Here is a 23574-nt window from a genome sequence, read left to right on the forward strand (position 1 = left end):
GCTAAATCTCGGTTTTTATAACGCCTTGGTAAGGTGCGCCTCAGGCGTCACCTTGAACAACTTGTATGGTTCAATTTCCATTGTTAACCGCTATTTCCTTTACCGATTATAATTTCTTTATTAGGGATAACCAGACTAAAGCCATTAACACTCACAACAACATTTGTTCCTATACCCCTAAAAACTATCATCACATCTTTATATACTCCTTCTCCAGTGGTAGTTGTTTTATCAGGTTTGACACCATTTTCAACTAGAAACTCTTTATACTTTTTTGAGACTTGTATGATGCTTGAGTCTATTCGAACACCGATCATACTCATTGATTGATTAAGGTAATTCCCTTTGAGTTGAAACATTATTAACGGAATCAAATAGATAGCAGCAGCCAGACCAATTTTAAAATTTCTAATGGATTTTTCATTGTATTCCTTCCTTCGAGGCTTAGTACTCCACAAACCATATAAAAATGTCATGGCAACTATAGCACCACTAAGATCGAAGGCCTTATCAAAGTCTTTACTATAACTAATAACATTTAAAGCAATTATAGATAACCCAATAAATACTAAGGCAAAGCTATCCATCCTTATCACCGGGAAATTTATCTTGAAAATTATGGCGGGCTTCCTTCTAATTTTCAGCATGTAATTCATACAGTCCATTACTATTGATTGTAGAACTCTCATTACTGGTGAAAACGTAATTCCTGCGCATAGCAGGGCCAGCACCATAACTGTATAAGTCAAAGCAAAAGCTAAACTCGCTGCGATAAAAAACAGCGAATCCCCAATAGTTAATCCGCTAGGGTAATAGTCAATAATCCCACAGTATATAATGGTTACAAAAGCACCAATCACTATATTTGCGTTAACACATAGTTTTACCACTGAAGAAATAAAAGTTATATTTTGGTCATATTTCCCTATCAAAATGAGCTACCTTTCCTGATACTAACATCTCATTCAGGTGCGCCGTAGGCGTCACCTGGAATGCCTGGTCACACGTACATTACATGGTAATCCAATGGCTTTCATTGAAGTTTTCACCTTCTTTATTTTGCCAAGAAAGCCTTACCTGATATTTCAGAGGACTACCCATGTGTATTGCAGCAATGAGTTTAACTCGTGAGTTTGGCTTCATTTCAGGAAGTGGAAACTTGTCTTCAACGTCATTACAAAGAGGGCTATCTTCGCAATCAACTAACTCGAAATTTACGTTATACGCACTGCCTTGACCTGTATTTGAAATATAGAAGTTATATGACTTCCCCAGCTTAGTCAGCGTAACATTGAAGCTTGGCTTGTCTTTATTGGACTTTTCTTCGTTTAGAGAATCAATTTGCAAACGAGATAATTCAGCTGTAACTTTTTCAAGCTCAAGCTGCTCTTTAGCTATTTTTCTGGTTCTGACAAGAGAAACAGCCGAAACAACGACAGCTAAAATCGAGATCAATAAGCTTAGGATTTCGTACTCGCTCATTTCAAACGGCCTCTGAATGCTTTTTTAAGCATTTTTTCAATTTCTTTCTTTACTTCAGGTATCACAATTTCTTTTACTTGCTCAACACCGACTTCTTTTAAATCGGCCAGCATGATCTGAAACCCGCAATCATGACATTTTACGAAGTCATCATCTTGTACATTATCTGGCTGCTCAAATTCAGCATGGCCACATTCTCGACATTGGATTGATACATGTGTTGTTTTGATCATGATGTGTACCTCGATGCTCCCTGTACGTGTAGCATTTTTATTAGTGCGCACACATTAACTCGGGTAGACTTTTTCGAGGCTTCTTCAGCAACCAGTTGATCTAGTTCGGAAATGTCGCCTGCCCCTTAAAAACACCTCAGAAAAACACCCCAGAAAAACGCGCACGCTGGTTAATTCAGTTTTTCTGCGCCTGTAAAGCTCTCGTCTGGTTAACCTGTCGCTCTGACTCTGTTACGCAAACTGCCCGTCGTTATTAATAACAGAAAACTTATTTTTACGGTCTAGGTATAAAGTACTGGATTCAGATTACTATGAAAGGTTTGTAATATCGCGGGCATGGCCCGCTCCTACGAGCTGTGAATTCCAACAAGTTTGTCGCAGGCAAGGCCGCTCCTGTGGCTGGTGATTAGCGGCTGCTCTCAAAAAACGGCAGACCTCCTTTTGCCCCTTCAGCAGGCTGCACATTGTCGACGTTCGTCTGTCAATATTTCTGTCATCCCCGCTGCTAGAATGGCAGCAGAAGCTATAATTCGTCCCGATAAAAAGGAACGGACCGTGCAGAATCTAACTTGTTAACGATGAGGATACCGCTGTGTTAGAAGCTTATCGCGCACACGTCGCTGAACGTGCTGAATTGAATATTCCACCCAAGCCACTGAATGCTGAGCAGACTGCTGCTCTGGTCGAACTGCTGAAAAACCCACCGGCTGGCGAAGAAACCGTTCTGGTTGATCTGCTGGAAAACCGCATCCCACCAGGTGTTGACGAAGCTGCCTACGTAAAAGCCGCCTTCCTGACGGCCATCGTGAAAGGCGAAGCGACGTCTCCGCTGGTATCCAAAGAAAAGGCGATTCAGCTGCTGGGTATGATGCAGGGTGGCTACAACATCGCCACGCTGGTTGAGTTGCTGGACAACGCCGAACTGGCTCCGCTGGCCGGTAACGAACTGAAGCACACCCTGCTGATGTTTGATGCCTTCAACGACGTTCAGGACAAAATGAACGCCGGCAACGCCGTTGCCAAAGAAGTGATGGAATCCTGGGCCAACGCTGAGTGGTTCACCAAGCGCAACAAGGTTGCTGAATCCATCAAGATGACCGTATTTAAAGTCACCGGCGAAACCAATACCGATGACCTGTCTCCTGCTCCCGATGCCTGGTCCCGCCCTGATATCCCGCTGCACGCCCGCGCTGCTTATAAAATGACCCGTGACGGTCTGACTCCGGAAGAGCACGGCGTAACCGGCCCGATGAAGCAGATCGAAGCGATCAAAGCCAAAGGCCTGCCCGTTGCCTTTGTGGGTGACGTTGTCGGTACCGGCTCTTCGCGTAAGTCGGCCACCAACTCGGTGCTGTGGTTCTTCGGTGACGACATTCCGGGCGTGCCGAACAAACGCGGCGGTGGTGTCTGTATCGGTTCTAAAGTGGCTCCTATCTTCTTCAACACCATGGAAGATGCCGGCGCTCTGGTATTCGAAGCTCCTGTCGACAAGATGAACATGGGTGACGTGATCGATATCCGTCCGTACGAAGGCAAAATCCTGAACGAAGCCGGTGACGTTATCTCCGAATTCGAATTCAAATCCGATGTGATTCTGGACGAAGTTCAGGCTGGCGGCCGTATCCCGCTGATCATCGGTCGCGGCCTGACTACCAAGGCCCGCGCTGCTCTGAATCTGGGCGCAACCGACACTTTCCGTCTGCCGGTTGACCCTGAAGCCGGCACCAAAGGCTTCACTCTGGCGCAGAAAATGGTGGGTAAGGCTTGTGGTCTGGAAGAAGGCCAGGGCGTACGTCCGGGCACTTACTGCGAACCTAAAATGACGACTGTAGGCTCTCAGGACACTACGGGGCCGATGACCCGTGACGAACTGAAAGATCTGGCGTGTCTGGGCTTCCAGGCGGATCTGGTGATGCAGTCGTTCTGTCACACGGCGGCGTATCCGAAGCCGATTGACGTTGAAATGCAGCACACCATGCCTGACTTTATCCAGACCCGTGGCGGCGTGGCTCTGCGTCCGGGTGACGGTATCATCCACTCGTGGCTGAACCGTATGCTGCTGCCTGACACGGTCGGTACCGGTGGTGACTCCCACACCCGCTTCCCTATGGGTATTTCCTTCCCGGCGGGTTCTGGTCTGGTTGCCTTCGCCGCAGCGACCGGTGTTATGCCACTGGATATGCCGGAATCTGTACTGGTGCGCTTCAAAGGCCAGATGCAGCCGGGTATCACCCTGCGCGATCTGGTTCACGCCATTCCGCTGTACGGTATCAAACAAGGCATCCTGACCGTTGAGAAGAAAGGTAAGATCAACGAATTCTCCGGCCGGATTCTGGAGATCGAAGGTCTGGAAAACCTGACGGTTGAGCAGGCGTTCGAACTGTCTGACGCCTCTGCAGAGCGTTCTGCCGCCGGTTGTACCATCAACCTGTCGGAAGAATCGGTGGCTGAATACCTGCGTTCCAACATCGTGATGCTGCGCTGGATGATCGCGGAAGGCTACGGCGACGCCCGTACTCTGGAACGTCGTGCGAAAGCCATGGAAGCCTGGCTGGCGAACCCAAACCTGATGCGTGCTGACAAAGATGCGGAATACGCCCACGTGATCGAAATCGATCTGGCTGATATTAAAGAGCCTATCGTGTGCTGCCCGAACGACCCGGACGATGCCAGGTTCCTGTCCGAAGTGGCTGGCGACAAGGTGGATGAAGTATTCATCGGTTCCTGTATGACCAACATCGGTCACTTCCGCGCCGCGGGTAAGCTGCTGTCCCAGCACAAAGGTGGTCTGAGCACCCGTATGTGGATGTCTCCGCCAACCAAGATGGACGAAGCTCAGCTGATGGAAGAAGGTTACTTCAACATCTATGGCACTTCCGGTGTACGTACCGAAATGCCGGGCTGTTCTCTGTGTATGGGTAACCAGGCACGTGTAGCTCCGAACACCACCGTACTGTCTACCTCTACCCGCAACTTCCCGAACCGTCTGGGTGATGGTGCCAACGTGTACCTGACCTCTGCGGAACTGGCTGCGGTAGGTGCGATTCTGGGTAAACTGCCAACCACCGCAGAATACATGGAATACGCCAACAAACTCGACAGCATGTCTGCCGACATCTACAAGTACCTGAACTTCGACAAGATGGACGAGTACACCAGAAAAGCAGCGACTGCTGTGATTGCTTCTGACAAGTAATCGGTTTTCTGTGCAGATCAAAAACCCGGCAATCGCCGGGTTTTTTTATGCCCGTCTTCAGCACTCCTGTCCGACGACAGTTCCCTGAACCCAGACTGAACCGGCGTTACCACCTGCCCGTAATATTAAGTCAGGAAGATGAACAGTCATTCCTTTGCAATCCGGTGACATTTTCATTACATTCCGCGCTCTACTGCCCGTTACGGACAACCTTACCAATCCAAGGGAGCACCATGTCAGCTATATTTCCTTTAATTCCGGTAAAACTCCTTTTTATTGGTCTGACTGTCTACATCTGGACGCAACTGATCAAGCGCGGCACTGCACTTAATCAACCCCGCGTCAGCCGTTTAATGCTTGGTGCCGCGATCCTGAGCATTATTCTGTCGGTGATTTCCGTCGGCAAAATCTACCCCTACGGTGCAGTGACCGACCTGTTGATCTTTGCGGTTGCAACCAGCCTGTTTATGACCCTGCCCATGCGCACTTTTGTTGGCCGTATTCTGGGCTTTCTGCTGATTGCCTTACCTTTACTGGGCCCTCTTGCCTACCTGCTGCATTATCAGGTTGTGGGTGGCGCCATGAACAAAGACAGCTTTATTGCTGTTTTCCAGACCACCAGTGCAGAAGCCGGTGAGTACCTCGCCAGCTTCACCTCAGTGATGTCAGTTATCCCGCTATTGCTGGCCGCTGCACTGCTGATCTGGGTGGTAAAACACAACAACGATACTCCGCGCCAGACCCTGCCCATCAGAACCACAGCACTCTACTCCCTGCTGGCGTTTGTTATGATCGCACTGGCACCACTGGAAAAGGGACTCTTCACCTATCCGGTCGATGTGTATGTCAGCTACCAGAAAGAGATTTCCACCACCAAAGAACGGATGGCGCAGTTCAGCGAACGCAAAATCAATAAAGACTTCCATATCAGCAAAGAGGGTGAAGGCGAAGTCTATGTTGTGGTTGTTGGTGAATCCCTGAACAAACACCACATGGGCGTCTACGGTTATGAGCTGGACACCACCCCTAACCTGCAGCGTCTGAAAGATGAAGGCAATCTGTTTATTGCCGATAATTCTTTCTCCAATTATCCGGGCACCATGGCTGCCCTGTCCCACGCCCTGACTGCAGCTAATCAGAAAAACAATAAGCACTACACCCAGTCACTGGGCATTGTTGAATTAATGAACGAAGCCGGTTTCGTAACTCACTGGCTGGGTAATCAGCCACTGTCCAACAGCTACGATATGATCCTCGGCCTGATCGCCAAAGAAGCACAGGATGTACAGCTGACCTTCGATATTGAATTCCACAGCATGTCACACAAAGACCATCAGCCGGACGGCGTTCTTCTGCCACTGTATAAAGATGTTCTGGCACAGCGTGATGCGGGTAAAAATCAGGTGATTTTTGTGCATCTGATGGGCAATCACACCGACTACTGTGAGCGCTATCCGGAAGACTACAAACGTTATGAAGTCGCTACTCTCGACGCCATCTATTCGCATATTTTCAAGGGCGGCCTCGGTCACTCCCGCGAGTGCTATGACAACAGCATTCTCTATAACGACCATGTTGTCAGCACCCTGATCGACGACCTGCAGAGCACTCTGGGTGAAGAAGGTATTGGCGGCCTGATCTACTTTGCCGACCATTCGGAAGATATCGAACGCGGCGTTGGTCATTCCAGTGCAAACTTCTCTTTTGATATGGTCGAGTCGCCGACGCTGATCTGGCTGTCAAAGGCTTACCAGCAGCACAATGCCGATAAAACCGCAGCCCTGCGCCACAACCTTGGCCAGTATTACCCTAACGACTTTATTTTCGATACGGTCGTAGGGATGAGCGGCACCAGACTGGACAGCGATGCCTATTGCAGCAGCTGCGATCTGTTCAGCTTTGACTATGAACTGCCATTGGAAAATGCCCGCACCATGCACGGCAAGCTGGCTTATAAACCCCTGAAAGACCTTCAGCCCGCCGCAACAGTAACCAGCCAATAATACAAAACAGAGCCGGGCCTTATGGCCCGGCTTCTGTTTATCCCGGTAGTTGTTATTGCCAGTCCGGCCGGACAGTCTGTCCCGGACAAACTTTCTGTTAATATGCGTCCAGTCATTCGCTGCTTACCAGGCCAGCCAGGCCAACGGACAATATTATGGGTGCATATCTGGTTCAGATTCATTGTCAGCAATGGGAAAAATCGCAACGCGGCGAACCCTATGCCTCGCTCAGGCACAGTCAGCCTGAACGCAGCTCCATAGCATCCATACAGCAACTCCCGCATATACCTCTCGGTAATGGCCAGCAATTACGCCTCGATATCCATGGCGACGACCGCCCATGTTCGCGCTACCCCGATGGTCGTTTTCGTCTGAAAAAAGTCGGCAATCAGGGCTGGCAACTGGACCGGGTGCTGTTTTATCAGCAACAGGATGGTGCCATCTGCTTACGCCACAGCAACGGTGACTTTTTTCAATGGCAATTACAGGATGGCTGGCTGCAATACCGCTATCAACAGCGTTACCGGGCCGAAGAGCCGGACGCGGTCTACTGGCTTTATGAGCGCGTCATCATCAATCTTGCTTATTTTCCACACAGTAACGGACAGAGCCAGATATTTACCGAGCAATCCCCTGCCCGGGTTATCGACGACCAAAGCCCGGATTCCTTCTGACACAGCAACACAGGCCGCGCGCAACAGATTGTCCTGCATGCAACACAGCCTCAGCGCAACATAAGATTGCCGCGCTCCGCCACTTTATCTAACATTAGCCATCACTCTTAACCGCCCACCAGACACGGACTCTAACGTGAGCAAAGCTGAATTACACTCCGCCGGAAAACCCTCTTTTCTGACAACCTGTGCAGGTATCATCAGCTCGCTTGCGCTGTTGATTCATACCGTGTTTCTCGGTGTATTCCTTTACGCCTTTATTCTGCTGCGCATTATTCTGCCTGCCCGTCAGGCGCAGCAACTGGCGAACCCGGTGATTACTGCCATCGCCAGCCTGTGGCTGGCCGGCATTCTGTGGTGGCTGAACAACGTACATCGCGTACGCTGGGATATCCGCGGCCTGTCGCGTCAGGGCAAAAAAGACTGGTACCTGCTCAGCGCCAACCACCAGAGCTGGGTGGATATTTTTGTGCTGTATCAGATTTACCACGGCAAAGTGCCACTGCTGAAATTCTTTATTAAAAAAGAACTGGCTTATGTACCAATTGTGGGTCAGGCCTGGTGGGCTCTCGACTTTCCTTTTATGCGTCGCTACTCAAAGCAATTTCTGGCCAAACATCCGGAAAAGGCCGGTGATGATTTAAAAGAAACCCAAAAAGCCTGTGAAAAGTTTTCACTGACCCCCACCAGTGTGATGAACTTTCTCGAAGGCACACGCTTTACCGTTGCCAAACACCGTGACCAGCAGTCACCTTTTAAGCACCTGTTAAAACCCAAAGCCGGTGGCCTGGCCTTTGCCATTCAGGCGCTGGGCGATAAATTCAGCGCCCTGACCAATGTCACGATTTATTACCCGCAAGGTATTCCAAGCTTCTGGGACATGATGTGCGGACGCTTTAAACACGCCGTGGTACAGATTGAAGAGCTGCCGATTCCTGCGCATTTCTGCAAAGGCGATTATCAGAATGACGACGCCTTACGCCTGGAAATCCAGCAGTGGGTAACGGAAATATGGCTGAAAAAAGATGAACAGCTTTCTGACTTAGCCGGACAGAAGGCGGAGCCTTTGTAGCAGATCAGGTCTCAGTCCTGAACCTGACTCAAACGAGCCGGCCATTCCTGTAATCGCCGGCTTTTGTTTTCACAATTCCCCACTGCATTATCGCTTCTTCCGTACCCTTCTGTTTCCGTACCCTTCTGGTTCGATACCGCTCTTTTCCCTCCCGCCCTAAGGGAATCAGCAGAATATTATCGGCATAAAAACCGGGTATTTTATATGGCTCTTTACCCGGAAACAGATTCAGAATAAATATGGAACAACATGTTCTGAATGATTTAAAATCCCGCGTTTTTACGCATGAAATAACCGTTACATGACACAACCTGCTCTTATACCGCTTACTCCCACCCTGCTGAAACCCAGATACTGGGGCGCCTGGATTATCGTTCTGCTGATGTGGTCACTGGCCTGGCTACCGGTTAACACCAAACATGCAATGGGCGCCCGCCTTGGCCGCGTGCTGAGCAAAAGAATGAAAAGCCGTACGCGCATTAGCCGCCGCAATCTGAGTGCCTGCTTTCCGGATAAATCCCCTGCAGAAATAGAAACACTGATTGAAGAAAACATGGTGGAAATGACCAGAGGCGCACTTGAGGCATCTCACCCCTGGTGGCGGGACATGTCCGGTTATTCGGCCAAAGCAAAGGTTATTGGTCTGGATAAACTGCTTAATGCCCGCGCCAAAGGCAATGGCGTACTGATCATGGGTGGCCACTTCGCCGCCGTCGATTTTATTCTGGCCATCTTCGCCGACCGGGTTGCCCGGGATTATCCCCTCGGCTATATGTACCGCCCCCACGACAATCCGGTGATTAACCGCATGATTGTCAACGGACGCCACCGCCATCATGTACACGGTTTTACCAAATACGAACTGAAAGACATGGTTCAGTTTCTGAAAGACGGCGGCATGGCCTGGTACGGTTGCGATCAGAACTTCAGCAAATCTGATTTATTTGCTCCCTTTTTCGGCGTACAGGCCGCGAACCTGTCAACGCCTACCTGGATCGCGAAAGAGAGCGGTGCCGCGGTGGTCTTTATGCGTATGCACCGTCTTGCCGATGGCAACTTCGAATACGAATTCAGTGATGAACTGGAAGGCTTTGGTAATGATGCACAACAAGACTGCGAAGCCTGGAACAGGGAACTGGAAAAAGCCATTCTCCACTATCCGGCTCAGTACTTCTGGGTGCATAAGCGCTTTAAAAAGCGCCCTGCCGGTGAAGCAAAAATGTACTGAACGACCACCCTCTGACGTTTAATTGTACGACAGAGGGTGAGTTCAGAAATCTCATTTCATAAAGTATTCACTGATCCAGTGATACAACACATCTGCGTTAAAATCGGCATGTTTTACTGCCTGATAGTCATCTCCCGGGTCCTGATCAATAAAGGTATATTGATACTGAATCAGCTCCGGGTGGTCATCATGCAACACAATAAGAATTCGTTTACGCGTCTGTAAGCAATCAATACTCATCACGTCGGCCGGAATCCCCATCCTGCGCATCCCCTGCATAACCCCGATCACCGGATTAATCTCAGCGAAATCCTGCTGAATCCGCGCATGTGCCTCACTGGCAACTTCCGACAACGACAGCAACGCCGGGTTGGCACTTATTTTCTTATCCATATGAATTTCCTTACAGCATAAAAAACGGGAGCATCAGCTCCCGTTTTTTTACCCATTAGTCTGCCGGAATTATTCCGCAGCCTTTGGCTTTTCACGCAATTTAATGTGCAGCTCACGCAGCTGGGTGTTGTTAACTGCACCCGGGGCCTGAGTCATCACACAAGCAGCTGACTGGGTTTTCGGGAAGGCAATCACTTCACGAATGGAGGTTGCACCAGTCATCAGCATGATCAGACGATCCAGACCGAAAGCCAGACCACCGTGTGGTGGCGCACCAAACTTCAGTGCATCCAGCAGGAAGCCGAATTTCTCACGCTGTTCTTCTTCAGAAATGCCCAGCGCGCGGAATACGCTCTGCTGCATGCTCTGATCGTGAATACGGATAGAACCACCGCCCAGCTCACAGCCGTTCAGTACCATATCGTAAGCACGGGACAGCGCGTTCAGCGGGTCTTTCTCCAGCTCTTCCGGAGAACAGCTTGGCGCAGTGAACGGATGGTGCAATGCAGTTACAGAGCCATCGTCGTTCTCTTCGAACATCGGGAAGTCAACAACCCACAATGCCGCCCACTCAGAGGTGTACATGTTCAGGTCAGCGGCAACCTTGCAACGCAGGGCGCCCAGCGCTTCGTTAACGATCTTGGCTTTATCAGCACCGAAGAAAACGATATCGCCGTTCTTCGCTTCCAGCTTGGCCATGATCTTCATGGTGTTATCGTCGCCGATAAACTTGATAATCGGTGACTGCAGGCCTTCAACGCCTTTTTCGATTTCGTTGACTTTAATCCAGGCCAGACCTTTGGCACCGTAAATACCAACGTATTTGGTGTAATCGTCAATCTGTTTACGGGAAAGCTCAGCGCCGCCCGGTACTTTCAGTGCAGCAACACGGCCTTTCGGATCTTTCGCCGGAGCAGCAAAGACTTTGAATTCGATATCCTGCAGGAATTCAGCAACATCAACGATTTCCATCGGAATACGCATATCCGGCTTGTCTGAACCGTAACGGTTCATCGCTTCGGAATATGGCATACGTGGGAAGTCGCCCAGATCAACATTCAGTTCTTTCTGGAAGATTTCTTTGATCATGCCCTGAGCGATACCCATGATGTCGTCTTCGTCAATAAACGAAGCCTCGACGTCGATCTGGGTAAATTCCGGCTGACGGTCAGCACGCAGGTCTTCGTCACGGAAACACTTGGCAATCTGGTAGTAACGGTCAAAACCGGCAACCATCAGCAGCTGTTTGAACAGCTGTGGCGACTGTGGCAGTGCGAAGAAAGAACCTTCATGGGTACGGCTTGGCACCAGATAGTCACGCGCACCTTCCGGCGTCGCACGGGTCAGGATAGGGGTTTCGATATCGAGGAAACCCTGCTCTTCCAGATAACGGCGGGCATGGGAAGTCACTTTTGAACGGAAGCGCAGCTTGTCCTGCATTTCCGGACGACGCATATCCATAAAGCGATACTTCAGACGAATCTCTTCACCCACATCGCTGTAACCATCAAGCGGGAACGGCGGCGTTGCCGCCTTGTTCAGGATGGTGATTTCTTTACCCAGAACTTCGATCAGACCGGTTTTCATATTGGCATTGGTGGTGCCTTCCGGACGGCCACGCACACGACCACTGATCTGTACAACAAACTCAGAGCGCACGCTGTCGGCAGTATTGAAAGCATCCACAGTGTCAGGGTCAAACACCACCTGCACCAGACCTTCGCGGTCACGGATGTCGAGGAAAATCACGCCCCCGTGGTCGCGGCGACGATGCACCCAGCCACAGAAGGTTACGGTTTGGTCGATCAAGGTTTCGTTGATATCACCACAATAATGTGTGCGCATCGCTTGGTCCTGCATCTGAATCGTCAATGAAGTTGCCGACAGGCCGTAAATAGAAGGCGGGCCGGAAATAAAAGGCGGGCAGTATAACGGATTTTGGCGGCGATCCGATACCTCAGCAGCCGGATTCCTGCAACCTCAGGCTCAACCTGCGGCAAAGGCACCGCCGGCCAGGGCAGAAAGCCCTGCGGATCGTCGCAAATCCACCTTGAGTCCGCTCCCCACTGCGGTAGTCTGCCCGCTCAATAATGATAAAAACCTGTGAGCATCCCTCACTTCAGCAGAACATCAGCGGAGCAAACCCATGCAGTCATTCTCCAACAAAGTCGTCGTCATCACCGGCGCAGCTTCCGGCATTGGCCGGGCACTGGCCCAGCAACTGAGCCGTGAAGGCGCTCATCTGGCACTGTCCGACGTCAATATGAAAGGGCTGGAAGAAACCCGCTCATTACTGAGCGGCCACGGCAAAGTAACCCTCAGCGCCCTGAACGTTGCCGACCGCGATGCATTTGAAGCCTATGCCACTCAGGTAGTCGCCGACCATGGTCAGGTCGATGCCGTGATCAATAATGCCGGCGTTGCCCTATCAGAAACCGTCGCCAATATGAGCTACGAGGACATGGAGTGGATTGTAAATATTAATTTCTGGGGCGTGGTCTACGGCACCAAGGCCTTTCTGCCGCACCTGCAAAGCCGTCCGGAGGCCGCCATTATTAATATATCCAGCATCTTTGGCATCATTGCCCTGCCAACCCAGGCTGCTTACAACGCCACCAAATTTGCCGTGCGCGGCTTTACTGAATCCCTGCGCCAGGAGCTGGCCGATACCAATGTATTCGTTACCACCGTGCACCCCGGTGGCATTAAAACCAACATCGTCCGTAATGGCCGCATGAAAACCTCTCTGGCCGGCGAGAAAGACCACGCCACCCAGATTGCAGAGTTCGAAAAGATGGCACGCACAACCCCTGCGCAAGCCGCTGATGTGATTCTCAGCGGGGTAAAACAACAAAAACGCCGCATTCTGATCGGTGCTGACGCCCGCCTGATGGACCGCATTCAGCGCTGGTTCCCGGTACGCTACAGCGGTATTTTCGGCTGGGTGCTGAAAAAACTGGCATAAAAGACCGGTGAATTTCCGCAAAAAAGCGCATCAGACGGTCGCAAATCACGTTTTGTGACGAAAAACCCCGAAAAAACAGGGGCGAGGTGCTTGCCTCACCCTTTTTTTTACATAAGAATTCTCTGGCGTCTCCGGTAATGTGCAGCAGCTCAACGTCAGCCCGCCACGGAGAAGCCCGAACCCGGAACAACAAAACCAAAAGGATCAGATCATGGCTGCAAAAAAATCTCCGGCGGCAAAAGCCCCTGCGAAAAAAGCGGTTGCCAAAGCTCCTGCGGCTAAAAAAGCCGTAGCCAAAGCACCAGCCAAGAAAGCCGTTGCTAAAGCACCTGCCAAAAAAGCGGCAGCTAAAGCACCAGCAGCAAAAGCCGCCGCTCCGGCAGCACGCAAGACGACTGCGATTGCTGAAAAATACAGCAAAACCCAGCTGCTGAATGAAATCGCAGAAACCACCGGTCTGGCGCGTAAAGACGTTAACGCCGTACTGGAAGAGCTGACCGTACTGATCGAGCGTCACGTGAAAAAACGTGCCGTTGGTGAATTCATTCTGCCAGGCCTGCTGAAAATCAAAACCGTTAAGAAGCCTGCGCAAAAAGCACGTAAGAATGTACCAAACCCATTCCGTCCGGGCGAAACCATGGATGTTGCAGCTAAGCCTGCCAGCACCAAGGTTAAAGTTCTGCCGCTGAAAAAACTGAAAGACATGGCGATGTAATCGCTGCTTTTGCAGCAACCGCTGGCACGGCCTCAGGCAGCCGGCACATCGTTAAGCGGCCGGTGTCTGCACCGGCCGCTTTTTTTTGCCTGATACTCTACCGGTCTGTTTGTGATCTTCAGCCCGGAACACGCCACCATACACAGATACCTGCCATTGGCCGCTGAATATGTCTGAGCTGATTCCCCTTCTCACCGAGATTGAACAGTGCACCCGCTGTATTGCTGACCTGCCACTGGGGCCTCGCCCTGTTGTCCGCGCGGCGGCAACATCGCGTCTGCTGATTATTGGCCAGGCACCCGGAACCAAAGTTCACGCCAGCGGAATTCCCTGGGACGACGCCAGTGGCCAGCGACTGCGGCAATGGCTGGGCGTCAGCAATGATGTGTTTTATGACGACAGCAAAGTCGCCATTATGCCGATGGGATTCTGCTACCCGGGAAAAGGTAAAAGCGGCGATTTACCACCGCGCCCGGAGTGCGCCCCGCACTGGCATGCGCAGTTACTGGGCGCCATGCCCAATATCCGCCTGACGCTGTTAATCGGGCAATATGCGCAGAACTACTATTTACAGGATGATTATCGCAACCTGAGCGAACGCGTTGCGCACTGGCGGGATTTTCCCGACGATTTTTTTGCCCTGCCACATCCCTCACCACGCAATCAGCTGTGGCTGAAAAAACATCCCTGGTTTGAGCAGGAAGCCATCCCTGCCCTGCAACAACGAATTCACCGCCTGCTGGAAAGCACACCATGACCTCACGACTGACGTTACTGCTCAGCTATCTGCTCTATCTGCCACTGCTGCCGGTATTGCCCTGGATTATTTACCAGGGAAAAACCGTCAAACGCGATACCCTGCGCCTGCCTGAAGCCAGCGGCATACGCTCTGGCACTGAACCGAAATTACAACAGCCGGCGCACAGCCTGCTGCTGCGTCATATCGGCGAGAGCACCGTCGCCGGTGTGGGTATCAGCAGCATCAGCAACGGCCTCACCGCCTGCATCGCCCGGGCGCTGGCCAGTGAACAATTGGCAGTACAATGGCAGGCGATAGCACAAAGCGGCATCCGCGCAGCACAGTTAAACGAATTGATTGCAGAAGAAGATAAAGCAGCGGAGCAAGCGCCACATCAGAAAGCACTGCTGCTGATTACTCTGGGCGTAAACGACACCACAGGCCTTACCCCGGCCCATCAGTGGCGCCGCCAGCTCAGTCGGTTAATTCAGCATGAGAAAACCTATTTACCGGCAGAAACCCAGGTGATTTTTACTCAGGTACCGCCAATGCAGGATTTTCCTGCACTGCCTGCACCACTGAACCGTTTTCTTGGTTTGCGCGCCTGGCAGCTGGATAAACAAATAAGACACTTATGCCGCAAGCAGGGCTGGCATCATGCAGCAATCAGCTTGCCACTGCAGCCACAATGGATGGCAGAAGATGGTTATCACCCCAACGCTGAAGGCTACGCCCGCTGGGGTGAAGGGGTTGCGGACAGCATCCGCACTTTGCTCTGAGTAATGCTTAAATCAGCTATTTACCACTGATCACGCAGGCTGCGCAGCGCCCGGAACACATCCCGGTCGCCCTCGCCTAATTGCGGAAACTGTTCTTTTAACCTCGCGCGAATCCGCGGCTCGTGCAGACGTAAAAACGGGTTGTATTCACGCTCCTGCCCCAGCGTCATCACCGGCATATCGTCCGGAGAAAAGGCTGACACCTGATCTGCCCAATAGCCCGCCATACTATTTCCCGGCTCCCGGTCGAGGGCAAAGGCCAGATTATTTTTCATATAATCGTGCCCGGGATACAGCAAGGTTTCATCCGGTAATGGCAGCAGCTGCGACACAAAAGTATCGTACATAGTGTCGACATTACCGCCGTTATAACAATTACCGGCACAGGCATTAAACAAGGTATCGCCGGAAAATAACACCGGCACAGGTTCGTGCTCCGACACCGGTGCCAGCAGGCAAAGATGTACCGGTGTATGCCCCGGCGTAAACAACACATTAAAGCGCAATGTACCCAGTTCAATCACATCGCCGGCGGTCAGGCCATGCGCCTGATTGGGGATTTTTCCCAGCGCATTTTTATGCGCCCAGATGGGCGCACCGGTTGCAGCCTGCACCGCCGGATTACCTTCAATATGATCATGGTGCTCGTGGGTATTGATAATCAGCCGGATATCCAACCCCTGTTCAGCGGCTAACTGCACCATGCCTTCGCCATCCAGAGGATCAAGGGCAATGGCCTGACGGGTTTCTTCACAGGCGATCAGATAATTAAAATTTCTGAGCGGATTATTCATAAAACGGCGTAACACAATCATATAGTTTCTCCGGCTCAGACATTACCAATAGACGTTGTTTTCTTCGTCATCCTCAGCGTGCAGGTCTTCAACAAAATGGCTGGAAAATAAACTCTTCAGCTCATGCACGCGCTCCTCCAGAGCTGCCGCACTGTACGGCACCGCCGGGCTGTGTCCCCAGACAGGACCTGGCCAGGCAGGATCATCAGCAAAACGGGCAATATGGTGCACATGCAGCTGAGCAACCACATTACCCAGTGCGGCGACGTTCATGGATTTGGCAGAAAAATGATCGGCCATTTTTTCCAGCACCCAGCTGGATTCTTTCGCCAGCTGCATCCGGTCTTCTTCCGACAGATGATAAATTTCAAACACATCATTGCGCGCCGGTACCAGAATTACCCAGGGGTAACGGCTGTCGTTCATCAGCAGCACCTGGCTCAGTGGCAGGCGGCCGATCAGTGTGGTATCCGATTGCAGTCGTTCATCAAGACGGAACATAATTCCCTCCGCAGCAGTTATTCCAGTCACTATGATAGGCCTGAGTCTGTGCAAGGTCACTGCTTTCACGATAAAGCCGACAAATATTCTGCCGCAGAACGGATATGTAACCCACAAAGACTACGGATCGCTCTGAATGAAGGATTTCCACCTGATCACCAGCATTAGCGCCATCCCTGAAACTCAGTGGCGAACGCTGCAGCGCAACAGTGCGGGGCTTTATCCTTTTCTCGACTATCAGTTTCTCGCCGCACTCGAACACAGCGGCTGTATTGGCTCCGGCAGCAGCGGCAACAACAACGAAGGCAATGAACACGACAGCGGCTGGCAGGTACAGTATCTGGTGCGCTTTGATACTCAGGGCGAAGCCGAAATAATCATTCCCTGCTACCGCAAAACGCACAGTTACGGCGAATACGTATTTGACTGGAGCTGGGCCGAAGCCTATCAGCGCTATGCACTGGAGTATTATCCAAAGCTGTTATGGGCCGCGCCTTTTACTCCGGCAAGTGGCCCCCGGCTGCTGCATAACGCTACGTCAGAAACAGAAGTACAACAGGTCTGGCAGGATGCATTACAGGCGGTACAGGCATTTTGCTCAGCGCAACAGTTATCCGGCTGGCACCTTAACTTTGTCGCTCCCGGCGACAAAGTGCTGCTGGATACACTTTGTAAGTCCGCAACCACGCAGGCAATGCCACCGGTACGCCGGCGCGGCTGCCAGTTTCACTGGTTTAATCAGGGCTATATAAGTTTTGATCATTACCTGCAGTCCTTTGCCAGCCGCAAGCGCAAAAATGTGCGTAAAGAACGCCAGCGTCTGCAGGATATGGGCATCAATATTGTGCAAAAAACCGCCGATAATATCAGCGCCGCCGACATACACTTTTTTTATCAGTGTTACCAATTAACCTATTGGCGCCGGCGCTCTCAGGGCTATTTAAACGAAACGTTTTTTCAGTTATGCCGCCAGCATTTATCCCGACAAATGTTGCTGGTACAGGCCGAAAAAGACGGCCAGCTTCTGGCCTCTGCCCTGTATTTTTTTGATGACACGACGCTCTACGGTCGCTACTGGGGTTGTCAGCAGGATATCGACGGTCTGCATTTTGAGGCCTGTTATTATCAGGGCATTGAATTCTGTATAGAAAACAACCTGCAGCGCTTTGATCCGGGCACCCAGGGAGAGCATAAAATCAGCCGTGGATTTACGCCGGTCAGCACCTTCAGTTATCACCAGTTGATGCAGCCGGAATTCCAGCAGGCTGTTGCGCACTTTGCGCAGGAAGAAGAAGCTCAGGTTATTATTTATGAGCAACAGGCACGCAGCCTGCTGCCGTTTAAAAGCTGAAATAGCTTAACAACTGCAATAAAAAAACGGAGCTGCTGCTCCGTTTTTTATGTCTGCTAAAACTCCGCTTTATGGGCGAATCAGCACAAAGGTCTGATTAGCACCAATATCGGCAGAACCAGCACTCGCACCGGCACCACCACCAAAATCGGCACGCAGATATTTGCCGTTATCCGCTTTCAGGGCCACGCGGTCATTACCGAGGTTCACCAGTTCAAACTGTGCTGCTGCACTGTCTTTACTGTGCCCGGTAGCCAGTGTGCCCAGCAGGTAAGAATCCAGACCGACATAGCCGCCATTGCGCGCCTGCAGAGCCACTTTACCGTCAGCCAGACTGGCCATAATAAAGCTTTCCCAGGTTCCGACCTGCGATGAACCCGCCGAGACAAAGCTGCCACCGCCACTCATGGCACGCAGGAAGTGCCCATTCGCAGTTTGCAGATGCACCACGTCACCGGCATAAGGAAATACGCTGCGAACGACATTGCTGTCATCAAAACGGAACAGGCCACGGGCGGCATAATGATCGGATAAATCCCACTCGCCCCAGAGGTTATCCTGCAGCGAACGCGGCGCAATGATTTCCTGGCTGGCCACCAGTGCTGGCTGGTTAGCATTACTCACCAGGGTGTAATCCAGATATTCCAGATACGGCGCTTCGGCCCAGTGATTGGTATTGGAATCGTAGCTCAGGTTATGACCAAGGTTCTGAGGTTCACGGGCATTGAGTACAGCTTCGAGATAATCACGATCCTGCGGCAGACCGATTTTATTAACGTTGAAGTCACCAGCCATCAGTACAGGTTCATCGGCAGGCAGGTTCAGACTGCGGATGTAATCGCCCATTTCCTGCAACTGTGCCAGACGGGCGTTGCGGTTGGCGTCATCGTCTGAAGACTGAGTATGGGTGGCAAACAAGTGATACGTTTTACCCTGTTTATTCAGTTTGGCATAAATAACGGCGCGGGTTGCAGCACACTGAATGCCATCACAGGCACTGTAAGCGTGAGCGTCTTCCAGCACGATCGGCCAGCGCGACAGAATACGGGTACCGGACGCCATGACCTTACCCGCTTTAAATACATCGTCGGTCTGGTACGGATACTCAGCACGCAGATCGTCCAGCAACGCATTACTCTCGGCCAGATCAAAGACTTCAGTTAACACCAGCGCATCGTGACCGGCCATCACCTGCGGCATCTGAGTCAGGCGGGTGGACACTTTCTTCGAACCGTAAATAGTCGTTGCCCAGACGTTATAGTTAAACAGGCTGAACTCTCCGGCCGTGGCGGTCACAGGCTTACTATCCTGCTCCTGCAACACATAACGGATAACACCACCGTCACTCAGGCTTTCGCCTTTCACTGCCAGTGTGGCGGCGCGGCCTTCGATGTTCGCCGCCTGACGATGAATACTGTCATCACTCTGGCCAGCCAGATTCCAGCCATTGCCACTGGCGGCAAAGCTGACGTTCAGGCCAGTAGTGTTTTGCTGCAACACAAACTGATCGGCATCAGAGCTCAGGCTCAGCAGCAGGCTGCTGTCGGTTGCGGCGTCACGGGTCAGACGCGCCAGGGTACGGGTTGCCAGCGGCGGTACTTCAGCACTGACCAGCTCAGCATTGGCATTCCCCTGCAGATTAACCTGCAGAGTCTCAAGCGTGCTGTTGGTAAATACAATCTCGCTGCTCAGCGACTGCGGCGGTTGCGACATGGCCATTGCACCTGAGCTGGCCAGCAGTAATGCGGCCGCGCTTACAGAGGCAACGGGACGGAAACGGACAAGGTTCAGCATAGGGAATCTCTTTTTGTCGTCGTTAGTTAACTTTTTATTGCTGTTCGTTAAAACGTCGCTGTCAGCGGAGAATATTCAGCGCAGTCCATCCGGGACTATCGTGCAGCATATAGCAGAAGCCCTTGTTTTTGTTACGCTTTTTCGCGCCAATTCTATCGGCTGGTGAAGCTGTTTTTGATGACCGGAGACACCCTCCCGTGCAGACCCGGCATAGGCTGACTGATCCTCTTCTGGTATAAAGTGCGACCCGGCAGCAGTACTTACGGCCGGCACAGAGTCAGATAATCGCGGAGCAACAGACATGGCATTACAGGCATACAAAGTGGAACAGGTTCTGGTATTTGCAACCCGTGGTACCGAAGCCAAGATGCTGGCCGCACCGCTGATACGGCCAATGGAAGAATGGCGTGAAGATGTCGCCGGCTGGGTGGCGCTGCGCTCAGAGCGCGCGCCGGAATTTGACGAACTGTACGATCCGCAACGCACCGAGCCTTATGTGCACGCCGCATCCTGATCCGGCGGTAACGACCCCGAGAGCAATACCGCCGCTCCGTACTGCGCGCTGCCGTACTGAATCATACGCGCCAGATTGTCGAGGCTGACCGGCACATAGAGGTTATCGGTCGCCACCTGATCAAGATCGGCATCCACATCCGGGTCATTGATATAGCCGTAATCATCATCCACCGACACCAGCCACACCCAGTGCGGTGCTTTATTGCGGTTAAGACGCCAGGTACTGATTAACAACAGAATGCGGTAACCCGCCGCCAGCGCCTGACGCAGGTCATCCACACTTTTATTGCCGACCTCGGTAATAATTCCGGCGTTGTCACAGCGCGTCTGAAAATCATCACCGACCAGCTGAATAACCTCACGCTTGTGCGTACTGCGCACACCATCCAGAAACGCCACACGAATATCCGACAGCCACAACCGCACCGCAAAACCACGACTGTGCGCCGCCAGAGCCAATCCCTGCGGTGAGGTTCCGCCATGACCGGTGGTCAGATAAATAGTGGTTGCCTCGCGCCACAGATTCAGTTCATGCAGACGATTCAGCACCACACTTTTATCCAGACTGCGCATCGCCATCAGCAAGGCGGCCGGGCCGCAGGTAAAAGGCGTGGTCTGGGCATAAAACGGGATTTTATCCGGTACAGGAATCGCGCCGCGCAGGTGTTTTTCCATACGCCAGCCATCGGCACCATCTTCATAATATTGCTTGAGGGTACGCAAACGGCGATAGCCATAACGCTCATACAATGCCAGAGCGCCAGCGTTATCCTTACGCACTTCAAGACGCATAAACAATACATGACGGGCCAGCGCCCGCTCTTCCACCCAGCGCAGCAATTGCAGCCCCAGACCCTGTCCGCGGGCCTCAGGTGCAACCGCCAGAGAATATAAACGCGCCAGCGAGGTGCCACGATGAAACAGCACCAGCGCATAGGCCTGAATGCCGCCCTGCGGAGAGTCCAGACACCAGAGCTCACTGTGCTCGCTGCGGATAAAATGACGGAAGCGCCGTGCATTCAGACAATCACCGCTGAATACCTGCGCTTCAAGTGCACTCAACGCCGCAACGTCGCTAATTTCCGCCAGTCGGGGATGCATAAAAATCCGTCATTTTCAGAACCAGAAAAGATCAGCCGGTCGCATAGCGCACGGGCTGACAATGCCGCTGAGCATAGTCTTCGCGCCGGCCGAAAAAAAGTAGCGCCGGCGCTATTTTTTTACTGGCGAAAGTCGCGCCCCCTGCATACTATGATTTTTCAGCCAGCACTGTTCTGGTGCCGCTGCCTGCTGACACCCGCAACCGTCAGGCGATGGACTGCCCTTTTTCTTACGCCGTAATCCGGCACGAACCAGAGCGTTGATCCGGAGTCTTACCAAACCCCTTTTCGGGCTCAGCAACCACCTTATTTTATCGGTCTCATTCTGCGGAATATGTTATGAAACCTTTGCTCGTGCTTGTCGATCAGCTGACGGACTGGAGTCCGTTTTATCCGACCAATCAGGTGATTGCGATTGAGCAATACCTGCGCGACTTCGCCGAGACCCGCGGCTACGTCATCAACTTGTGCCGCGACTACAGCTACCTGAGCACCGGTTACTATGGTTCTCTGCTGGCCGAAGCCCGTGGCGGTCAGGTATTTCCGTCGGTGCGCGCCATCCGCGAACTGAACAGCTTTGAATCCGGCCAGCCGCTGCCACTGCGCTATGGGCGCCAGCTCGACAGCCTCTACAAAAAGCGCGATGCCGACAGCCAGCAGCTGTCATTACGCATTTATTTTGGTCAGAGCGAACAACCGGAGCTGGCAGCCGTTGCCCGCCGTATTTTTGATACCTTTGGTTTTCCGGTACTGGATATCACCCTGACCCGCCATCAGCCCGGCGTCTGGACTATCAGCCGCGTGCACTGCTGTTCGCTGGATGATCTGGACGATGCCGGCCAGACCCGTTTTGCCGAAGCACTGGATGCTTTCAGCCATAAAATCTGGCGCAACCGCCGTTCGGGCAAACGCTTTAAGTACGACCTCGCCATTCTGCACAACCCGGAAGAAGCTCTGCCGCCATCCAATAAAGGCGCCTTAAAAGCCTTTGAGAAAGCCGGTAAAGACCTCGGCCTGAATGTCGATTTTATTACCTGGAAAGATGCGTCCCGCATCGGTGAATACGACGCGCTGTTTATCCGCGAAACCACCCGTGTGGATCATCACACCTATCAGATAGCCCAGAATGCAGAAAATCAGGGGCTGCTGGTGATCGACAGCCCGACCGACATTATGCGCTGCTCGAATAAAGTGTATCTGCACGAACGCCTGCAGCGCTTTGAAGTCGACACGCCGAAAACCCGTCTGATTATGGGTAACCAGCCCTATGATCTCGACGGTCTGATTGCCGAGCTGGGCTTGCCGGTGATTGTTAAGGTGCCGGACGGTTCGTTTTCTATCGGGGTGGAAAAAGCCAAAGACCGCGAACAACTGATCGAATGCATCGAGCGCCTGAGTCAGCGCTCGGCGATTTTACTGCTGCAGGAATTTATGCCGACCGATTACGACTGGCGCATCGGCATTATGGATAACCAGGTGATTTACGCCTGCCGTTATTTTATGGCCAAAAGCCATTGGCAGATTTACAACCACAGTGCCCGCTCGCATAAATCCGGCAATGCCGATGCAATGTCGGTCGACAAGGTACCGAAGAAGGTCATCAAAACCGCATTGAAAGCCGCAAAATGCATGGGTAATGGTTTTTACGGTGTTGACCTGAAAGAAAGCGGTGACCGTGCCGTTATTATTGAAGTTAACGACAACCCCAGCATCGACATGGGTGTCGAGGATCTGCACAGCGGCAGCCTGCTGTATCAACAGATCATGGGCATTATGCTGCGCAAGCTGGACGAGCTGAACGGCCGCCATTAAACCTCTCTTCGCAAACACAGAGGTCACGCGCCTCTGTGTTCCTTACTGCCACTTTACTGCTCACAACATGTACCGCCAGACAGCTGATCACCAGGGTCTGAACACAAACATTGCCGCATCGGTGTACCGGTCTAAACTCATAGCCAGAGCACCTCTGAATACTTCAGAGATGCTCTGGCTGCATTCTGTTATCTGCAGAACAGGGAAGCAGCCGACTGCCGGCTATC

Annotated in this window: 21 protein-coding genes; 12 read left to right on the top strand and 9 right to left on the bottom strand. The window is 52.0% G+C overall.

Features of this window, described 5'->3' with window-relative positions; all coding sequences use genetic code 11:
* Window positions 1–83: 83 nt before the first annotated feature.
* From HUF19_RS09580 to HUF19_RS09590, 3 genes are all read right to left on the bottom strand, one after another.
* Complete coding sequence (locus HUF19_RS09580; protein ID WP_260996443.1) at window positions 84–932, bottom strand: hypothetical protein; 849 nt, start codon at window positions 930–932, stop codon at window positions 84–86.
* Window positions 933–1011: 79 nt separating this feature from the next.
* Window positions 1012–1482, bottom strand: a complete 471-nt coding sequence (locus HUF19_RS09585) for a DUF8453 domain-containing protein (protein WP_260996444.1) — start codon at window positions 1480–1482, stop codon at window positions 1012–1014.
* Window positions 1479–1715 (bottom strand): hypothetical protein, encoded by a 237-nt coding sequence (locus HUF19_RS09590; protein WP_260996445.1) that lies wholly within the window; start codon window positions 1713–1715, stop codon window positions 1479–1481. The genes HUF19_RS09585 and HUF19_RS09590 overlap by 4 nt, the downstream gene beginning before the upstream one ends.
* Before the next feature lie 592 nt (window positions 1716–2307).
* Here HUF19_RS09590 and HUF19_RS09595 point away from each other — a divergent pair.
* The 5 genes from HUF19_RS09595 to HUF19_RS09615 all read left to right on the top strand — a co-directional run bounded on the left by HUF19_RS09595 (window position 2308) and on the right by HUF19_RS09615 (window position 9888).
* Window positions 2308–4911, top strand: coding sequence for a bifunctional aconitate hydratase 2/2-methylisocitrate dehydratase (locus tag HUF19_RS09595; protein ID WP_260996446.1), 2604 nt, complete (start codon window positions 2308–2310; stop codon window positions 4909–4911).
* 233 nt (window positions 4912–5144) lie between these two features.
* The gene (locus tag HUF19_RS09600) at window positions 5145–6914 is read left to right on the top strand and encodes a phosphoethanolamine transferase family protein (protein ID WP_260996447.1); all 1770 of its coding nucleotides are present in this window, start codon (window positions 5145–5147) and stop codon (window positions 6912–6914) included.
* 155 nt (window positions 6915–7069) lie between these two features.
* Window positions 7070–7588 carry a hypothetical protein gene (locus tag HUF19_RS09605; RefSeq protein ID WP_260996448.1) on the top strand — a complete coding sequence of 173 codons (519 nt, stop codon included), beginning with the start codon at window positions 7070–7072 and terminating at the stop codon, window positions 7586–7588.
* 136 nt (window positions 7589–7724) lie between these two features.
* Window positions 7725–8660 carry a 1-acylglycerol-3-phosphate O-acyltransferase, YihG family gene (gene yihG, locus HUF19_RS09610; RefSeq protein ID WP_260996449.1) on the top strand — a complete coding sequence of 312 codons (936 nt, stop codon included), beginning with the start codon at window positions 7725–7727 and terminating at the stop codon, window positions 8658–8660.
* A gap of 301 nt (window positions 8661–8961) precedes the next feature.
* Window positions 8962–9888, top strand: a complete 927-nt coding sequence (locus HUF19_RS09615; protein WP_260996450.1) for a lysophospholipid acyltransferase family protein — start codon at window positions 8962–8964, stop codon at window positions 9886–9888.
* A gap of 51 nt (window positions 9889–9939) precedes the next feature.
* Here HUF19_RS09615 and HUF19_RS09620 read toward each other — a convergent pair whose 3' ends face one another.
* Together HUF19_RS09620 and aspS are read right to left on the bottom strand one after the other, a co-directional pair.
* Complete coding sequence (locus tag HUF19_RS09620) at window positions 9940–10281, bottom strand: hypothetical protein (protein WP_260996451.1); 342 nt, start codon at window positions 10279–10281, stop codon at window positions 9940–9942.
* 69 nt (window positions 10282–10350) lie between these two features.
* Window positions 10351–12126, bottom strand: a complete 1776-nt coding sequence (gene aspS, locus HUF19_RS09625; RefSeq protein ID WP_260996452.1) for an aspartate--tRNA ligase — start codon at window positions 12124–12126, stop codon at window positions 10351–10353.
* Between the two features lie 301 nt (window positions 12127–12427).
* On the opposite strand from aspS, the gene HUF19_RS09630 reads away from it, so the two are divergent.
* The 4 genes from HUF19_RS09630 (at window position 12428) to HUF19_RS09645 (ending at window position 15479) form a co-directional block, all read left to right on the top strand.
* Window positions 12428–13246 carry an SDR family NAD(P)-dependent oxidoreductase gene (locus HUF19_RS09630; RefSeq protein WP_260996453.1) on the top strand — a complete coding sequence of 273 codons (819 nt, stop codon included), beginning with the start codon at window positions 12428–12430 and terminating at the stop codon, window positions 13244–13246.
* A gap of 211 nt (window positions 13247–13457) precedes the next feature.
* A complete protein-coding gene (locus HUF19_RS09635) occupies window positions 13458–13961 on the top strand; it encodes an HU family DNA-binding protein (protein ID WP_260996454.1) in 504 nt (167 codons plus the stop codon).
* A 169-nt stretch (window positions 13962–14130) separates the two neighbouring features.
* On the top strand, window positions 14131–14718 hold the full coding sequence (locus tag HUF19_RS09640; protein WP_260996455.1) for a uracil-DNA glycosylase family protein: 588 nt from the start codon (window positions 14131–14133) through the stop codon (window positions 14716–14718).
* Window positions 14715–15479, top strand: coding sequence for an SGNH/GDSL hydrolase family protein (locus HUF19_RS09645; RefSeq protein ID WP_260996456.1), 765 nt, complete (start codon window positions 14715–14717; stop codon window positions 15477–15479). The genes HUF19_RS09640 and HUF19_RS09645 overlap by 4 nt, the downstream gene beginning before the upstream one ends.
* A 20-nt stretch (window positions 15480–15499) precedes the next feature.
* Here the strand turns inward: HUF19_RS09645 and HUF19_RS09650 are convergent, their stop codons facing one another.
* Both HUF19_RS09650 and HUF19_RS09655 read right to left on the bottom strand, forming a co-directional pair.
* Window positions 15500–16294, bottom strand: a complete 795-nt coding sequence (locus HUF19_RS09650; protein ID WP_260996457.1) for a hydroxyacylglutathione hydrolase — start codon at window positions 16292–16294, stop codon at window positions 15500–15502.
* 21 nt (window positions 16295–16315) lie between these two features.
* On the bottom strand, window positions 16316–16774 hold the full coding sequence (locus HUF19_RS09655; protein WP_145468381.1) for an HIT domain-containing protein: 459 nt from the start codon (window positions 16772–16774) through the stop codon (window positions 16316–16318).
* A gap of 136 nt (window positions 16775–16910) precedes the next feature.
* On the opposite strand from HUF19_RS09655, the gene HUF19_RS09660 reads away from it, so the two are divergent.
* Window positions 16911–18125 (top strand): GNAT family N-acetyltransferase, encoded by a 1215-nt coding sequence (locus HUF19_RS09660; RefSeq protein WP_260996458.1) that lies wholly within the window; start codon window positions 16911–16913, stop codon window positions 18123–18125.
* A gap of 69 nt (window positions 18126–18194) precedes the next feature.
* On the opposite strand, the gene HUF19_RS09665 is transcribed toward HUF19_RS09660, so the two are convergent.
* On the bottom strand, window positions 18195–19919 hold the full coding sequence (locus tag HUF19_RS09665; RefSeq protein ID WP_260996459.1) for an endonuclease/exonuclease/phosphatase family protein: 1725 nt from the start codon (window positions 19917–19919) through the stop codon (window positions 18195–18197).
* A 301-nt stretch (window positions 19920–20220) separates the two neighbouring features.
* Between HUF19_RS09665 and HUF19_RS09670 the strand changes: the two genes are divergently transcribed.
* Window positions 20221–20433, top strand: coding sequence for a hypothetical protein (locus tag HUF19_RS09670; protein ID WP_145468375.1), 213 nt, complete (start codon window positions 20221–20223; stop codon window positions 20431–20433).
* Here HUF19_RS09670 and HUF19_RS09675 read toward each other — a convergent pair.
* Window positions 20412–21536 (bottom strand): GNAT family N-acetyltransferase/peptidase C39 family protein, encoded by a 1125-nt coding sequence (locus tag HUF19_RS09675; protein WP_260996460.1) that lies wholly within the window; start codon window positions 21534–21536, stop codon window positions 20412–20414. The genes HUF19_RS09670 and HUF19_RS09675 overlap by 22 nt on opposite strands.
* 338 nt (window positions 21537–21874) lie before the next feature.
* Between HUF19_RS09675 and HUF19_RS09680 the strand changes: the two genes are divergently transcribed.
* A complete protein-coding gene (locus HUF19_RS09680; protein ID WP_260996461.1) occupies window positions 21875–23347 on the top strand; it encodes a RimK family ATP-grasp domain-containing protein in 1473 nt (490 codons plus the stop codon).
* The last annotated feature ends 227 nt before the right edge of the window (window positions 23348–23574 follow it).

This window comes from Thalassolituus hydrocarboniclasticus, from assembly GCF_025345565.1.
GTDB lineage: Bacteria > Pseudomonadota > Gammaproteobacteria > Pseudomonadales > Oceanobacteraceae > Venatoribacter > Venatoribacter hydrocarboniclasticus.

Excerpts from the sequence above, each read along its gene's own strand:
- HUF19_RS09585 (WP_260996444.1), bottom strand. The coding sequence starts at position 1,482 with ATGAGCGAGTACGAAATCCTAAGCTTATTGATCTCGATTTTAGCTGTC.
- HUF19_RS09645 (WP_260996456.1), top strand. The coding sequence starts at position 14,715 with ATGACCTCACGACTGACGTTACTGCTCAGCTATCTGCTCTATCTGCCA.
- HUF19_RS09615 (WP_260996450.1), top strand. The coding sequence starts at position 8,962 with ATGACACAACCTGCTCTTATACCGCTTACTCCCACCCTGCTGAAACCC.
- HUF19_RS09670 (WP_145468375.1), top strand. The coding sequence starts at position 20,221 with ATGGCATTACAGGCATACAAAGTGGAACAGGTTCTGGTATTTGCAACC.
- HUF19_RS09650 (WP_260996457.1), bottom strand. The coding sequence starts at position 16,294 with ATGATTGTGTTACGCCGTTTTATGAATAATCCGCTCAGAAATTTTAAT.
- aspS (WP_260996452.1), bottom strand. The coding sequence starts at position 12,126 with ATGCGCACACATTATTGTGGTGATATCAACGAAACCTTGATCGACCAA.
- HUF19_RS09620 (WP_260996451.1), bottom strand. The coding sequence starts at position 10,281 with ATGGATAAGAAAATAAGTGCCAACCCGGCGTTGCTGTCGTTGTCGGAA.
- HUF19_RS09680 (WP_260996461.1), top strand. The coding sequence starts at position 21,875 with ATGAAACCTTTGCTCGTGCTTGTCGATCAGCTGACGGACTGGAGTCCG.
- HUF19_RS09630 (WP_260996453.1), top strand. The coding sequence starts at position 12,428 with ATGCAGTCATTCTCCAACAAAGTCGTCGTCATCACCGGCGCAGCTTCC.
- HUF19_RS09640 (WP_260996455.1), top strand. The coding sequence starts at position 14,131 with ATGTCTGAGCTGATTCCCCTTCTCACCGAGATTGAACAGTGCACCCGC.
- HUF19_RS09605 (WP_260996448.1), top strand. The coding sequence starts at position 7,070 with ATGGGTGCATATCTGGTTCAGATTCATTGTCAGCAATGGGAAAAATCG.
- HUF19_RS09660 (WP_260996458.1), top strand. The coding sequence starts at position 16,911 with ATGAAGGATTTCCACCTGATCACCAGCATTAGCGCCATCCCTGAAACT.
- HUF19_RS09635 (WP_260996454.1), top strand. The coding sequence starts at position 13,458 with ATGGCTGCAAAAAAATCTCCGGCGGCAAAAGCCCCTGCGAAAAAAGCG.
- HUF19_RS09665 (WP_260996459.1), bottom strand. The coding sequence starts at position 19,919 with ATGCTGAACCTTGTCCGTTTCCGTCCCGTTGCCTCTGTAAGCGCGGCC.
- HUF19_RS09675 (WP_260996460.1), bottom strand. The coding sequence starts at position 21,536 with ATGCATCCCCGACTGGCGGAAATTAGCGACGTTGCGGCGTTGAGTGCA.
- HUF19_RS09590 (WP_260996445.1), bottom strand. The coding sequence starts at position 1,715 with ATGATCAAAACAACACATGTATCAATCCAATGTCGAGAATGTGGCCAT.
- HUF19_RS09600 (WP_260996447.1), top strand. The coding sequence starts at position 5,145 with ATGTCAGCTATATTTCCTTTAATTCCGGTAAAACTCCTTTTTATTGGT.
- HUF19_RS09655 (WP_145468381.1), bottom strand. The coding sequence starts at position 16,774 with ATGTTCCGTCTTGATGAACGACTGCAATCGGATACCACACTGATCGGC.